General features: G+C 57.8%; 14 protein-coding genes and 3 pseudogenes. 9 read left to right on the top strand and 8 right to left on the bottom strand.

The annotated features are described in order from the left end of the window. Positions 1 to 5: 5 nt before the first annotated feature. Entirely contained in the window at positions 6 to 1,736 is a 1,731-nt protein-coding gene (locus tag E8M78_RS05715) for an acyl-CoA dehydrogenase family protein (protein WP_137134153.1), read from the top strand. 100 nt (positions 1,737 to 1,836) lie between these two features. Here the strand turns inward: E8M78_RS05715 and E8M78_RS05710 are convergent, their stop codons facing one another. Further along, positions 1,837 to 2,742 (bottom strand): LysR family transcriptional regulator, encoded by a 906-nt coding sequence (locus E8M78_RS05710; protein WP_137134152.1) that lies wholly within the window; start codon positions 2,740 to 2,742, stop codon positions 1,837 to 1,839. Between the two features lie 135 nt (positions 2,743 to 2,877). On the opposite strand from E8M78_RS05710, the gene E8M78_RS05705 reads away from it, so the two are divergent. Both E8M78_RS05705 and E8M78_RS05700 read left to right on the top strand, forming a co-directional pair. Beyond that, complete coding sequence (locus E8M78_RS05705) at positions 2,878 to 3,303, top strand: DoxX family protein (protein WP_137134151.1); 426 nt, start codon at positions 2,878 to 2,880, stop codon at positions 3,301 to 3,303. Positions 3,304 to 3,328: 25 nt separating this feature from the next. Continuing rightward, positions 3,329 to 4,261, top strand: coding sequence for a VOC family protein (locus E8M78_RS05700; protein WP_137134150.1), 933 nt, complete (start codon positions 3,329 to 3,331; stop codon positions 4,259 to 4,261). A gap of 188 nt (positions 4,262 to 4,449) precedes the next feature. On the opposite strand, the gene E8M78_RS23750 is transcribed toward E8M78_RS05700, so the two are convergent. Then, a complete protein-coding gene (locus E8M78_RS23750) occupies positions 4,450 to 4,641 on the bottom strand; it encodes a hypothetical protein (RefSeq protein WP_246658238.1) in 192 nt (63 codons plus the stop codon). A 348-nt stretch (positions 4,642 to 4,989) separates the two neighbouring features. On the opposite strand from E8M78_RS23750, the gene E8M78_RS05690 reads away from it, so the two are divergent. The 3 genes from E8M78_RS05690 to E8M78_RS05680 all read left to right on the top strand — a co-directional run bounded on the left by E8M78_RS05690 (position 4,990) and on the right by E8M78_RS05680 (position 7,680). After that, positions 4,990 to 5,247, top strand: a complete 258-nt coding sequence (locus E8M78_RS05690; RefSeq protein WP_137134148.1) for a hypothetical protein — start codon at positions 4,990 to 4,992, stop codon at positions 5,245 to 5,247. Between the two features lie 74 nt (positions 5,248 to 5,321). Then, positions 5,322 to 6,146, top strand: coding sequence for a DMT family transporter (locus tag E8M78_RS05685; protein WP_205910222.1), 825 nt, complete (start codon positions 5,322 to 5,324; stop codon positions 6,144 to 6,146). A gap of 640 nt (positions 6,147 to 6,786) precedes the next feature. Further along, on the top strand, positions 6,787 to 7,680 hold the full coding sequence (locus E8M78_RS05680; protein WP_137134147.1) for a DUF3313 domain-containing protein: 894 nt from the start codon (positions 6,787 to 6,789) through the stop codon (positions 7,678 to 7,680). Between the two features lie 167 nt (positions 7,681 to 7,847). On the opposite strand, the gene E8M78_RS05675 is transcribed toward E8M78_RS05680, so the two are convergent. Continuing rightward, positions 7,848 to 8,906: an alpha/beta fold hydrolase gene (locus E8M78_RS05675; RefSeq protein WP_170973327.1), complete on the bottom strand. Its 1,059-nt coding sequence runs from the start codon at positions 8,904 to 8,906 to the stop codon at positions 7,848 to 7,850. A 205-nt stretch (positions 8,907 to 9,111) separates the two neighbouring features. Here E8M78_RS05675 and E8M78_RS05670 point away from each other — a divergent pair, with 205 nt between their 5' ends. After that, positions 9,112 to 10,017 carry a LysR family transcriptional regulator gene (locus E8M78_RS05670; protein ID WP_137134145.1) on the top strand — a complete coding sequence of 302 codons (906 nt, stop codon included), beginning with the start codon at positions 9,112 to 9,114 and terminating at the stop codon, positions 10,015 to 10,017. 157 nt (positions 10,018 to 10,174) lie between these two features. Continuing rightward, positions 10,175 to 10,528: pseudogene (locus tag E8M78_RS05665) on the top strand (transposase); the annotation flags it as partial. A 29-nt stretch (positions 10,529 to 10,557) separates the two neighbouring features. Here the strand turns inward: E8M78_RS05665 and E8M78_RS05660 are convergent. Beyond that, positions 10,558 to 10,800 carry a hypothetical protein gene (locus E8M78_RS05660; protein WP_170973326.1) on the bottom strand — a complete coding sequence of 81 codons (243 nt, stop codon included), beginning with the start codon at positions 10,798 to 10,800 and terminating at the stop codon, positions 10,558 to 10,560. 227 nt (positions 10,801 to 11,027) lie between these two features. On the opposite strand from E8M78_RS05660, the gene E8M78_RS05655 reads away from it, so the two are divergent. After that, the gene (locus tag E8M78_RS05655) at positions 11,028 to 11,525 is read left to right on the top strand and encodes a MarR family transcriptional regulator (protein ID WP_137134144.1); all 498 of its coding nucleotides are present in this window, start codon (positions 11,028 to 11,030) and stop codon (positions 11,523 to 11,525) included. 116 nt (positions 11,526 to 11,641) lie between these two features. Here the strand turns inward: E8M78_RS05655 and E8M78_RS05650 are convergent. The 4 genes and pseudogenes from E8M78_RS05650 to E8M78_RS05635 form a co-directional block, all read right to left on the bottom strand. After that, positions 11,642 to 11,942, bottom strand: a pseudogene (locus E8M78_RS05650) (integrase core domain-containing protein); the annotation flags it as partial. A gap of 287 nt (positions 11,943 to 12,229) precedes the next feature. Continuing rightward, a pseudogene (locus E8M78_RS05645) lies at positions 12,230 to 12,355 on the bottom strand (IS3 family transposase); the annotation flags it as partial. 30 nt (positions 12,356 to 12,385) lie between these two features. Beyond that, positions 12,386 to 12,883 carry an RES family NAD+ phosphorylase gene (locus E8M78_RS05640; RefSeq protein WP_137134143.1) on the bottom strand — a complete coding sequence of 166 codons (498 nt, stop codon included), beginning with the start codon at positions 12,881 to 12,883 and terminating at the stop codon, positions 12,386 to 12,388. Positions 12,884 to 12,891: 8 nt separating this feature from the next. Continuing rightward, entirely contained in the window at positions 12,892 to 13,242 is a 351-nt protein-coding gene (locus E8M78_RS05635) for an antitoxin Xre/MbcA/ParS toxin-binding domain-containing protein (RefSeq protein WP_137134142.1), read from the bottom strand. Positions 13,243 to 13,299: the final 57 nt, after the last annotated feature.

The raw sequence follows: 13,299 nt of genomic DNA, 5'->3' as shown, positions 1-13,299 counted from the left end.
CTGCCATGACCTACAAAGCGCCTCTCAAGGACTTCCGCTACCTGATCTCGAAGGTATTCGACATTTCGGCACTTTCGCAGACCGATAGGTTTGCCGAGGCGACGCCGGATATTTTCGAGGCTGTGCTGGAGGAGGCGGCGAAGCTGGCCGAGGGAGTGCTTGCGCCGCTCAATCGTTCCGGCGACGAGGAAGGCTGTGTGATCCGTGATGGTGTGGTGACGACGCCGAAGGGTTTTCCTGAAGCCTACGCCCAGTTTGCCGCCGGCGGCTGGGCGGGGCTTGCGCTGGACCCGGATCATGGCGGGCAGGGGCTGCCGCACACGCTGCACATGATGGTGGACGAGATGATTTCCACCGCCAATATCGGCTTTGCGATGTACCGCGGTCTGATCGACGGAGCGTTCAATACGATCCGCGATTTCGCGAGTGATGATCTAAAGGCGCTCTGGTTGCCGCGTCTTGCCAGCGGCGAGGTGCTTCCAACGATGAACCTGACGGAACCGCATGCAGGTTCCGATCTTGGCCTTCTGCGCACGAAGGCCGAGCCGGACGACGAGGGGACCTATCGCATCACTGGTGCCAAGATCTTCATTACCGGCGGCGAGGCGGATCTGACCCGCAACATCCTGCATCTGGTGCTGGCGCGCCTGCCGGGAGCGCCGGAGGGAAGCCGGGGGATCAGCCTGTTTCTTGTGCCGAAGTACCTGGAGGATGGCAGCCGCAATGCGGTGAGCTGTTCCGGCATAGAGCACAAGATGGGGCTTAAATCCTCCGCCACCTGTTCCATGAATTATGACGGCGCGCGCGGCTGGCTGGTGGGGGCGCCGCATTCGGGCCTCAAGGCCATGTTCCGCATGATGAATGCGGCCCGATTGACCACAGGCATGCAGGGTGTCTGCGCCGCCGAAGGGTCGCACCAGATTGTCAGCGCCTATGCTGCCGAACGGCGACAGGGCTCGGCTCCCGGCTCTTCGGGTCCAGGTCCTGATCCGATCGATCGGCATCCGGATGTTCAGCGCATGCTCAGAACCCAGAAGGCGCTGGTACAGGGGTGCCGCGCCCTGGCCCTGCGCGCCGGGCTCTCTCTGGATCTTGCCCATGCCGCAAGCGATGTGGCAGAGCGCGAGGCCCATGCGGTGCGCCTGCAATTGCTGACCCCCGTGGTGAAGGCCTTTACCACCGATGCGGGGGTTGAAGCGGCAAGCCTAGGCATCCAGATCATGGGCGGGCATGGTTACATCCGTGAATGGGGCGCCGAACAATGGCTGCGCGATATTCGTGTGGCACCCATTTACGAGGGAACCAACGGCATCCAGGCGCTGGATCTGGTGGGGCGCAAGCTGCCGCTGTCGGGCGGCTCGGTCGTGAGGCAATTCTTTGCCGAAGTGCGGGCCGATCTGACGCGCGCTGAGGCTCTTCTGCCCGAGGCCGCACTCGGACTTGTGGCGCTTGATGCGCTGGAAGCAGCGACCCGTGCCCTCTCAGCCTGCGATCCGCTCCAGACAGCCGAAGCGGCAACCGATTATCTGGTTCTCTTCGGTCTGGTCGCCTTGGCGCGGGAATGGGCGGGCATGGGCGCGTTAAGCCTGCAATCACGCGCTGACGACCCGGACTTCCACGACGACAAGATTGCCACCGCTCGCTTCTATCTGACGCGTTACCTGCCGCGGCATCTCGGCCATGCCCAGGTGATCGATTTCCTTGCATTGAAGGTACTGAGCATCGCCGCTGCTTGAGGCTATCATCCTGTAGCCGCTCCCGCGAGGGCGGCTGCCGGTTTCAAACGCATGGCAGCCGGCCAAGGGCTAGCCTGCGCGGTGTCAGTCTGTTCGAGGCTCAGATGGAAAGCGGTTCGTTGCGAAACGGTTCTTGCTCGATCAGAAAATCGAGGAAGCAGCGTGTTTTGGCCGGTAAGTAACTGCGATTGGGATAGACCGCATGCAAGGTGACGGCCGGCCAAAGGCTCTTGGGAAATATCGCTTCCAGTCGCCCGGTCGCGAGATCTTCCTGCACCAGCCAGTGGGGCATCATGGCCAGAGCCAGCCCCTCGCGCGCAATAAAATGGAGGAGTGTTTCATTGCCGCTGAGCACGACCGGATTGAGGTATAGTTCCCGCGTATCCTGTCCGTTGCCCATGAGGATGCGGCCATCAGCTGCGAAAGAACTGTAGGCAAGCAATGGTTTCCCATGCACCTCTTCTACTGTCTTTGGTCGGCCAAGACGATCGAGAAGCTCGGACGTACCGACCAGAGCGAACCGAATTGTCGTCAGGCGGCGGGCGATCAGAGCTTCGTCCAGTGAAGGCGTCACACGCAGGGCAAGATCGAAGCCTTCGTCCACAAGATTGACCTTTCGCCCCGACAGATCGAGATCCAGCGTAACGGTCGGATATTGCTCATGGAAAGCCACAATCAGTTTTGCGAAGATGGGATTTGCCATCCAGACAGGCAGGCTGACTTTGAGCGTTCCCTTCGGCGAAACCGTTGTCTGCGAAAGCTCCGCCTCCGCCTGTTCCAGTCCCTCCAGGAGGGTACGAACAGTCGCCAGATAGCGCGTTCCGGCTTCCGTCAAACTCACGCTGCGGCTGGTTCGGTTCAGAAGTCTTGCTCCTACGCGGGCTTCGACATGCTGGACATGCTTGCTGGTCATAGCAGGGGACAGGCCAAGGCGCTCCGAAGCGGCTGAAAAACTCCGCAATTCCGCCACCAGGGCAAAAACGCGGAGACCAAGGAGCGCATCCATATTGTATCTCCAGAGGAAACATATCATCAAAAATGTCGCCGATGATCAAAAGATACGAAAGTTATACCGTCCTGTCCATCATCAATCGTGCCGCAACCTCCTGAATGGTGGCGGCCCAACGGTACAGGACCAATCATGTCAACGCTTGTTTCCACGCATGCCCCATCGAGTCCACGCTGGAACATTGGCCTTTGGGTGGCGCAAATCGCGCTTGCAGTGCTTTATCTCATGGGTGTCTGGATGCACCTGCTCCTCTCGCCGCAAGAAGCGGCTGCCATGGGTGCGGTCTGGATGTCTGAGGCACCAATTGCTCTGGTCCGCTTCATCGGTATCATGGAACTGCTCGGCGTCATCGGTCTGATCCTGCCGGCTGCAACCCGCATCAAGCCGAACCTCACCGTTCTGGCGGCTGTCGGGCTTCTTGCCATCCAAGCTCTGGCGATTCCCTTCCACGCCATTCGTGGTGAATTCGCTCCGCTTCCCTTTAACGTAATCTACGTTGTGCTGGCGGTGCTGGTGATCTGGGGCCGTTCCCGCAAGGCACCGATCCTGCCCCGTTAAAACTGACGTCCAAGGAATGACCGACATGGATACCGAGGCCCTCAGGCTCTCCCGAAACCTCAAGGCCGATGGCCTTGCCGAACGCCTGAACTGGGGTGCAGTGGAACTGTCGGTCACCGACCTTGATCGCGCCATACAATTCTGGACGGGCGCACTCGGATTTGTTCGCCGTCCCGATCGCGGAACCGGCGTTGCTCTTGGCACTGCGGAGCGCACTCTGGTCATTCTGCGGCCCGGAGCGAGCCTTCCGGTTCTGCGTGGTGTAACCGGCATGTACCACGTGGCCTTCGGGGTTCCGTCTCAGGTGGAATTTTCCCGTCTTCTTAGCCGCTTCCAACGCTTACGCCTGCCCGTATCGCCGGTCGATCATACGATGTCGAAGGCAATCTATCTTAACGATCCGGATGGACATGGGATCGAGATTGCCTTCGAAACGCCCGAGCGCTTTCTTCGTTTCGACAATTCGGGCGGCCAGTTCGCCATGATCGACAGCGAAGGACGCATGCGCAGCGGTCGTGATCCACTGGACCTGCAGGCAGAATTTGCGGCAGCGAAAGGAACTGACGAGACTGCATCCATTGCTGCGGGCACGATTGTAGCTCACGTTCATTTCCATGTTCCTGAACTGGAACCCGCTCTCTCATGGTTCGAGAAGCTGGGCTTTGTGCGAAACCTGACACTGCCATCAATGGGCATGGCCGATATGGGTGCGGGTGCTTCCTACACCCACAGGCTTGCCGTAAACCTCTGGGCTGGGCGCGGCGCACGCCGCGCACCTGATCACTCGGCCCGTCTTCTGTGCTACCATCTGACGACATCTGATGGGATGCTGTTCGAAGAGGCGGGCCGCCATCTGCAGCAGGATGGAAGGGGCAACCTGACTGGCGTGGATCCGGTGGGGATCACAATGACACTGTCCCTCTCCGCAGCTCTTCGATCAGAGGCAGCTTGTGCTTGATTGACAACTTGCTGGAGGCATGACGGCACCGGATCGGAAATTCGGTGCCAAGATGCGTTGCGGTTCCTCATGGTCGACCTTTCGGGACGTCCCGTATGAAAACGGGACAGCAAGTGGAAGATTTTCTATGTCCTTCGGCGAACGGATGACAGCAGACGAGTTTTACAGTCTGTAGCTGCAGGTCTTGCTCAATCATCCCGTGCGCGAAATCCAGCCTGGCCGTTGACCGTCGGCATACATCGCTGCGGTTCCTGCGTGGTGTGGGCAAGAATGGCTTTCTCCGTCGCTTCCCAGTAGGCTGTAACATCGACCCAGTGCGTCGGGCTGAAGAGCGGCTGAGGATAACGCTCGATGATCAGGGTAATAGTCGTTGGGCGCATGTGTCAGCACCAGATCGGGGCGCGTAGTCGCAACAACTTTCGCAAGGGCAGTTATCAGGGGCGCATCTGCCTGCAAGGAGCCATCCAGAAAGCCTAGGATCTGCGGTGGTATTGGTGCCAATAGCGCAAGGGCAGCGGTCGTTTCCCGAGCGGGCCCAACCGATCTGGTTCTATCGCGGTAGCCTTGGCTCACTGCTTCTGAATGGGGAAGGGATAACGCTTCGCCAGACGACCCTTTAGATCACACGGGAGGCGGAACTCGTTGCCACTATGTGTATCAATGTCCAAGGCGGGCCGGTTTATCCGGCCCTGTTTCTGGGTCCGTTGCCGGAAGATGTTGAAGCCACGGTGACACTGGAGAAACATGGAGCTGTGGTACAGCCCTTGCGCTTCAGGGCCGGGCGCAATCATCTGCGTCTCGATGCCCTGCAGACAATCGCTGCACATTTTGATGGAACGCCGCTCTCGCTGCCGGGCACCGTTCATTCCCTGCTGCTTGGCGTGCCACAGACTTCTTTCCATGCGGGCATTGCTATTGCCAAAACGGACCGCGTCACTGTCTCGTTTCCTGAATATCAAGTCTCCATAGAATCCGAATTTAATTGATGTGGGGCGCTTTCGGCCGGAAAGACAATGAATATGCAATACTTGAAAACGATTACAATCGTCTTTGATGCGATGTGCTGCATCGTCCTGGCGATACGTCCGGAAAGCTGCTGACTGTGCAGGGCGTTAGCCCCTTCTTCGTTGCCTGGTCGCGGTTTACCATTGCCGGGCTGGTGCTGATCACGGTGCTGGGGGGACTGGGCAATGCAAAAAGGCAGCTACTGCATTGGCCTGTCATCTTCCGGGGTCTGCTCATCACATGTGCCATCTGCACTTTCGTGACTGCCTTGCGCAGCGAACCGATTGCCAACGTTTTCGGCGTGTTTTTCGTGGGCCCGATTGTCTCCTATGTTCTCGCGGCTCTGCTCCTCGGCGAAAAGGTTACCGTGTCGCGCTCAGTCCTGCTGGGCCTCAGCTTTCTCGGGGTTCTTCTCGTGGTCAAACCAGGCTTTGGTGTGCGCGAAGGCATTCTGCTGGCCCTGCTGGCAGGCTGCCTGCACGGCTCCTATCTGGCCGCAACCCGCTGGCTTTCAGGCCGCTACGAGCCGCGCTTCATGCTTGCGTCGCAACTCGTCATTGGCGCGGTGGTTACTGCGCCACTCGGGCTTGCCACGGATCTGCCGGATCCAACCCCTGCCAACCTGTTCCTGATCTGCCTGAGCGCCCTCGGATCCGCTCTCGGCAATTACCTCATTGTCGTGTCCAGCCGCATGGCGCCCAGCACCTGGGTTGCGCCTCTCATGTATTCGCAGCTGATTGCTGCCACGGTGGCAGGAGTGGCTGTCTTCGGGCAGTGGCCGGATGCCTGGAGCCTCGTGGGCCTCGCCGTCATCCTTCTATCAGGGCTTTCTTCCTTCTGGATCGCCGTGCGCCAATCTGCTGCGAACGCAAAGCTGTGAAGGCTCTCAGCGCCTTGTCTCCTCCGGGTTCATCAACTCTTCCGAAATGCTGATTCAATGATTGGCCGGGTGATCGCGCCGGTTCGACCATCTAGGGTGACGGCTCGATCATCGTGTTGAAATGGTATGAGGCGATCCAGATGAGATACAAGGCGAAAAACCTGAGAACGATGCAGAGGCATCGACGCTGCCGTTCAACACCGTAGATCGGGGGACGCTGCCACACCTCATGCAGTACCTGGCCTTTGAAGAAGGTCCCAAAGACGCTCGATCGTTTGGGCCTCTCCACAATTTTCCCGAAGGATGCGAGGAACAGCGAACGGCTGCAATCGGCTTTGTCGAGGCTCCTGGAACTGGTTCGTAATTTCCGTCAAGCCTCTCTTCGCATCTCATTGCAGTTTATCGCGCTATTTCAATCGCTTGGCCGGAGTTTCAGCCCTGGAATGCTCCTCTGGAGGAAGACCCGAGAGGGTAGCCGGACAGTGGTTGTCTTGCCAGTCGAAACTCTAGGAATGGAGCCACTGCAGGCGATACGCGATCCCAAGAACCTGCCGAAGAAGATCAAGTCTGAAGTTCGGCCACCTTGGCGCTTTCACGACCTGCTCTCCTTCGGCCCTAAAATGGACAACCAAGGCAAATCATGCAGACGAAAAAGTCTTATTCATCCTCAGGCATTCATGGCGTTTCCGGCCATTTGCCTCGATCAAGCCAGCCTCATCTTGTTCTGAAACTCGCTAGCCGCCTTGTACCGCTGGCTTTTCTGGCAAGCTCATGCACCAGCGTGGCGCTGACGGAAAATGGTGCACTGTCCACCTACAGCAATCTCGGCAAGGAGCAAGGCACCCTCTCGAAGTCCCGCAGTTACGCCGACAAGCCGTCGCTTTCGGCCGCCAAGACCGTCAAGATCCTGCCAACATCCTTTTCGCCGACCGCCGCCAGCCAGATCAAAAAGCCGCAGGATCGTGCCCTCGTCACCAATGCACTGGACCGGGCAGTGTGTGTCGCCCTTAGCGACCGCTACGAGATCGTGCCGGAAAACGCGCCCGCGGACCTCACGGTTCATAACGTCATCACCAACATCGTCCCGACCAACAAGACCATGGCCGGCCTGTCGGCTGCCACCTCCCTAGGTACCAGCTTCGTCCTGCCCGTGAGCGTGCCGCGCCTTCCGTTTGGTCTTGGTGGTCTTGCCGTCGAAGGTGAGGTGCAGAACGCGGCTGGCCAGCAGCGCGCTGCCCTGGTGTGGGCGAGAGGTGCCAACTCCATCACCAACAGTCCGCGCCTTTCGGAAGTTGGTGATGCCTATGCATTGGCAACGTCCTATGGCGACAGTTTCGGGCAACTTCTGATCAAGGGCAAGGCCCCATCCATGCTCGACCTTAGCCTGCCGTCGGCGCAGAGGGTCAATGCATTCTTCGGTGGAAAGCCCAAATATGCAGCTTGCGATCGCTTTGGCCGCGCGCCGGGCGTGCCGGGCATGGTGGCTGGTATGGTTGGGGCGCCGCCGGAATGGACAGACAAGGCAGGGCGTTAAGGGGCGAGTTCAGGCGCCCAGCGCCATATGATGGTGGGGATCCGGAATGGAACCCCATCCCGATTGGCCGCCGCACCTCAAGTTTCATGGCTTGTGGCGCAACCTCGCTCATCCGCCCATTCCATGACGCATGATAACAGGTGAGCTGCTATCATGCGTCGTCACCGCTACTGGGTGTCGTCCTGGCTCTTGCGAGATGCGGTGAGTGACTGCGTCGATAGTTGTTTCGCTAATATATGAAGCATTTCCGAGGATTCGGCGAAGGCGTTGTGGCCCAGGGCGCCGCTGTCCCTGAAATCAGTTGCATCGATGAAGTTGATTTTCTCCGCTTCCAGTTCCTTGCGGTAGGCACGCAGATCAGAGCCGCCGAGACGATCCACATCGCCGGCGAAGAAGCGAGATATCTTCAAAGCCTTATCTTCCTGCGAAGAAAAGATGGTGATCCTCGGACGTTTCGCACCGAGTTCGACCAGTTGACGGCGGAATACATCAATGTCGATATCCGGAGCTGCGAGAATCACGTCGCTGATCTTGGATGAAACGCTACCGTGTTTCATGGCAATATCGCGCAGCGATTCCATCGTCAGCCAACTTCCCATCGAATGGGCAAGAATCGTCACCTCACTGACGTCCGGTTCGTTTATCGTCTTTTCCAGAACTGTATCCAGCCCAAAGCGGGAATAGGTAACGCTTTCCCGGTCATAAGGATAATCCAAGGGATTTGCGCGCGAAGGCCAGGAAAACAGCACGGGAGCCACATCGACACGCAGATCAGAGGCAATTTGAGCGAAACGGATGACTGATTCGTAATAGCTGTAATTGAAACCATGAACAAAGATGAGCACGCGCCGTTTGGGGCCGATGAAATCCTTGTACCAGCCATGGATGCTGGCCTCGTTCATCGGCTGCGTCTTGGTCACCAAAAAGGCTTTGTCCGGGTCTAGCTTCTCGAATCGGGATGGAAGATCAACCTCTCCCGGCTTTCGGGCCGCCGAGACCGGTACGGAGACAACGACATTTTCAATACTAAGTTCAGAACCTCGTTCGCCGGAATAACCGATTTTCGGATCATCGCTCTTGGCACGTGTCGTGGCCACCACCATGCTGAGAGTTTCTTGCGGGGCTTGCGGAAGAACAATTGGCTGCATCTGCGACGGCCAGCGAGCACAACTCGTCAGCATCGACAGGATCACGGTCAGAACGACTACAGATCTCGGCGCTATCAACCTGGAAACATCCAGCCCCCTAAATACTGCGAACCGATGCATCAAATGCCTGACCTTGTGCTTTTCTTGAACGATGCTCAGAGCCCTTGCAGCCAGGATTATGGCCGTTTTCGCATTCTGATGCTCGGTGCAGGTAACAGATATAGATTAAGCGCGAGACAATCAGCCGGCGCCTTCGATAATCAGCATTTCGCGTGAGTTAATCATGGACACATTAACCAGCCTGCGCGTGTTCATCACCGTTGCGGAATGCAAGAGCTTTTCGGCAGCCGCCGAACGACTTTCGATGTCGCCAGCCATGGCAAGCAAGCACATCCAGCATCTGGAGCAGCGTCTGGGTTCTCGGCTTTTGAACCGCACCAGCCGCAATGTCAGCCTCACCGAGACGGGGGTCGATTATCGCCATCAGGTCCGTGTATTGCTGGAGGGGCTGGATGAGGTCGAAGCGCGGGTCAGCCAGGCGAATATCAATCCCCGCGGGGTGCTGAAAATCAGCCTGCCGATCTGGATGGCCACAAGCCCGTTCACGCGTCTCATTGCCCGCTATACGGAGCAATTTCCTGATGTCGTTCTGGATCTGGATTTCAGCGGCCGCATGGTGAACCTTGTTGAGGAAGGCTTTGACCTCGGCCTTCGAAGCACACTCAAGCCCGACGAGGGCCTGATTGCCCGAAAGCTTCCAGACAACATGTTCGTGCTGGTGGCCTCTCCTTCCTTTCTGGAAAAGGTTGGCAGACCCGCCACGGTGGACGATCTTGAGGGGCAGGCATTTCTTGCCTATTCCCACTATGGAGCAGATGGTCAAATCCAGCTGAAAAGCCAAGGGGATATTATTCGGCTCCGCTTCAGGCCGGTGCTCAGAAGTGTCAATGAACTGTTGCTTCTTGATGCTGCCCGGGAAGGATTGGGTTATGTTTTCCTGCCCCTGTGGCTTGCGCGTCATGACATTGAAAGCGGCATTCTGGAGCAGGTGCTGGCGGATATCACGAGCGTGACGGTGCCCTTTCTGGCCGTCTATCCGAACAGGGGGAATCTTCCGGCAAAGACGCGCAGCTTCCTCGATTTCATCGCTCGTGAGTTCGCAAAGGCGCTTTGCCCCAAGGCAAGTTGACTGCAAAACCTGCTATGTGCTTCTACCAGTGAATCCTAGGTTTATTTTGTGGAAAATAAGCAAAATATAACTCAATCTGCCGGATTTGCGGGGCCGGGCCGCGATTGGTGCAGGCGCGACGGTGAGCCGCGACGATGTCGTTGGATTCTTCAAGGCATTGCCGCCATGCCTGATCGGGATCGAAGCTTGCACGGGTGCCTTTCACTGGCAGCGGCATTTTGAAACTCAGGGGCATGCTGTGAAGATCATCGCGCCGCAGTATGTGAAGCCGTTCTTGAAGGGCCAGAAGAATGACGGCAACGATGCCCAGGCAATATGCATTGCTGTTCAACAGCCACACATGCGCTGCGTGCCGAAGACATCGATTATCCAGCAGGACATCCAAGGCCTCCACCGTGCTCGGCAGAGGCTGCTCAATCATCGTGTCGCCCTGATCTCGCAGATGCGAAGTTTGCTTCTCGAGCGTGGTGTAGCGATCGCGAAGTCGGCTTCGATCGCCCAGCGCACGATGGGTCAGGATGACTCCCTTGGGCTGACCGGTCATTCCGGACGAATACGGTAGACGTCGCGGCGGAATTCGTCGAAGGTCCAGCCCTCTCCCTCAAAAAGCAGATAGTGGGCCTTGCCACCATCATGTGCCGCGCGACCCTCTTCCGTGAGGCCGTGCACAGTGTCCGGTACGTTCTTGAACGCTTTGTATTCAATTCCGCGGATTGTCGCTGTCGTGACTTCATATGCCGGGTTGGTGGTAATGACGTAGTCCGCTGCTTCGGAATAGGTCATAGGGCCGGTCTGATGTGGCGCCCAGCCGCCGCTATTCCTGTGTGACTGGGATATTGGGTCTCCCTGCTCCCTGTATACTCCTCACGCCACTCGGTGGCGTCTCATTGTCCGTTTTGGCCCGAACGATCCAGCAAGCCTCCTCCTTCCAAGGCCTGTCATGGCTTGTCTTTTTATTGTTGTTCGCGTAATTATTCCATTTGAAATTATTTTATCTGAAGAGAATTCCCGTGAGCTCTGAAATCGCTACTAACCGTGATGTTGTCGAGGCCTCGCCGGAGCGAATGATCGATCTGGGAGAGCTCTGGTACTCCGCCGGTTTTCTTCTGCACATTGCCCAACTAATGAGCCGGGAGAAGCAATATGCTCTCATCAGAGACAAAGGCGGTCGGGTCAGCCTTAGCGACTTTACGGTTCTGAAAGCAGTCGCTCTCAATCCAGGTATTTCCCAAGGGCTGCTGGCCGATCTTTATCGCATCACATGGCCCAGCATGAGCCGTCTGGTTGCCGCGCTGGAAAAGGGGAACCTGTTGCGCCGCGTCGTGCCTCCGGAAGATCGGCGCTGCGTCGGTCTTGAACTGACGGCGGCCGGACATGACCTTGTCAATCGTCAGTCCACTTTGATGAATGCCGTCGATGCGGAAGTTTTCGGAGATCTCAGCGACGAGGAGAGGGAGAAGTTCATCTCCACTCTTCGGAAGATCATCGATTGGAAGAGCGTCGGCTGACAGCGGTCGGGTTGATCGAAATAGCCTCGGGGGGAGACTTTGCCATGAATGATCCGGGCGTGTTCGATCATCTGCTCAAGCGAGCCATGTTGAACTGGGACATGAGCCCCGTTTAGTCACGGCATTTGATGGTGCGTTGAGTTCAAACCGTTTTGGCTCTGTTGCCCAGATTTTGCCGATGTATTCGTAGGGCGTCAGGCCGCGCAGCGTCTTTAGCCGCCGGCCGTAATTGTAGGCGTCAACGAAATCATGAAGGTGGGCGGTTAGCTGGGCATGGCTGTCGTAGTGGTCACGTTTGACAGTCGCTTCCTTGATCGTTCGGTTCATTCGCTCGACGTGGCCGTTGGTTCAGGGATGCTTGATTTTGGTGAGCCTGTGTTCGATCCCGTTCTCGCGACAACGCATGTCGAACATGTGCGTCATGTAGGTGGCAGTCATCCAGCGGCAACAGTGTGTGTCGGCGGAAGGCAACGATGATCGGCCTCCGCTTCGATCGAAAGTGTTGTCGAGCGGGCGTCTTTCGGACCAGAAGGCCCACAGGAGAACAGACCGAGAGGCTATATGCCAGCAAAGGATGACCCGGATACCCATCAAGTTGCATTGGGCGAGATCAACGCCGATCCGGTCAAGCGCAAGGTGACTGACGCGATGAAAACCAAGGGCGGTTAGGAGACCGTCTACAGTAAACCCTCTGGCTACTTGTGGCGAAGCCCGCGGTTCTCCCTCTCCAGAGCCTTCATCTTTTCCGCGACGTCACTTGGCAAACCTGCACGCTTGTCGCTGGCGAACTCGGCTTTCTTCACGCATTCATGGAGCGTATGCGCCGAGCAAGAGGGCGTACCGATCCTATTGCGAGCAAACTAGCGTGACAGTCTGTCTTCGTCATCGATCAGGACCAGGCGGCTCGGCGTTGCGCTGCCCCACGCCCAGAGAACGAGATTGAGATCATCTTCCGTTGCCGCAGGTGCGAAGCTCTTCACGACCAGTCCGCAAAAGCCCAGGGCGGCGAGGTGGCGCGCGAATGTTTGTGTGCGCGCTTCTCCCGAAACCTTCATCTGGTCACGCCAGGTGGGATCGCTCAGTGCCGCCGCATCCATTCCCTGCGCCCGAAGGGCTGCATCATCACGACAGTCGAAAACTTGGTCGATATCGGCATCGTAGGAAACCAACGTCGTCGGTTGCAGAGTACCGACCTGGTTGGCCTCCTTGAGGGCTGTCATGATCGTCAGAGATGTGTAAAGGGCCGGCACACCTTTCGGGTTGAAGCGTCCGCCGTAGAGTTCCGCGCCACGCCCCGACAAAGGTTCACGGGCATAGATCGGGTTGAGCGCCCGATAGAGCTTTCCCTGATAATGCATGGGTGCGACTATGCGTGGACGCCGGCGTCGACAGCGTCGATATAGTCAAGCACCTCGTCGGCACGACCGTTGCGGACCAGTTGCATAGCGGTCTGGCCGCAGAAGCCGGATAGAGGCTCGGATCGGTACCAGGCGTAGGCCATTAACGCCGAGCCGAAGCGTGGTTCGACCTTGTTGACGATCTCGACCATCTCGCGCAGCCGTCGCTGCGTTCTGTCCGAGCGAACACGGTCCTTGCGCTGGATTGCGTCCTTTCCGAGTCCGGCGGTGCGGGCGATCTCTTCGCTGGTCGTGCGAAATGCATCCGCGATCTTGCGGGGTGCAAGCAATCCATCATCTGCATACTGGGCGAGGCCCATGATCCATTCCGCCTACGAAATGCCACCAAGACAGACGCAAGATAGCGTCAATACCAG

Source organism: Rhizobium sp. FKY42 (assembly GCF_005222835.1).
Lineage (GTDB): Bacteria > Pseudomonadota > Alphaproteobacteria > Rhizobiales > Rhizobiaceae > Neorhizobium.
Note: the sequence above shows the minus strand (reverse complement) of the source record. Positions and strands in the feature narration are given on the sequence as shown.

What these genes read in the sequence shown, in the direction of transcription:
- E8M78_RS05680 (WP_137134147.1), top strand. Translation starts at nt 6,787, where the DNA reads ATGCAGACGAAAAAGTCTTATTCATCCTCAGGCATTCATGGCGTTTCC.
- E8M78_RS05640 (WP_137134143.1), bottom strand. Translation starts at nt 12,883, where the DNA reads ATGCATTATCAGGGAAAGCTCTATCGGGCGCTCAACCCGATCTATGCC.
- E8M78_RS05670 (WP_137134145.1), top strand. Translation starts at nt 9,112, where the DNA reads ATGGACACATTAACCAGCCTGCGCGTGTTCATCACCGTTGCGGAATGC.
- E8M78_RS05710 (WP_137134152.1), bottom strand. Translation starts at nt 2,742, where the DNA reads ATGGATGCGCTCCTTGGTCTCCGCGTTTTTGCCCTGGTGGCGGAATTG.
- E8M78_RS05700 (WP_137134150.1), top strand. Translation starts at nt 3,329, where the DNA reads ATGGATACCGAGGCCCTCAGGCTCTCCCGAAACCTCAAGGCCGATGGC.
- E8M78_RS05705 (WP_137134151.1), top strand. Translation starts at nt 2,878, where the DNA reads ATGTCAACGCTTGTTTCCACGCATGCCCCATCGAGTCCACGCTGGAAC.
- E8M78_RS05635 (WP_137134142.1), bottom strand. Translation starts at nt 13,242, where the DNA reads ATGGGCCTCGCCCAGTATGCAGATGATGGATTGCTTGCACCCCGCAAG.
- E8M78_RS05715 (WP_137134153.1), top strand. Translation starts at nt 6, where the DNA reads ATGACCTACAAAGCGCCTCTCAAGGACTTCCGCTACCTGATCTCGAAG.
- E8M78_RS05660 (WP_170973326.1), bottom strand. Translation starts at nt 10,800, where the DNA reads ATGACCTATTCCGAAGCAGCGGACTACGTCATTACCACCAACCCGGCA.
- E8M78_RS23750 (WP_246658238.1), bottom strand. Translation starts at nt 4,641, where the DNA reads ATGCGCCCAACGACTATTACCCTGATCATCGAGCGTTATCCTCAGCCG.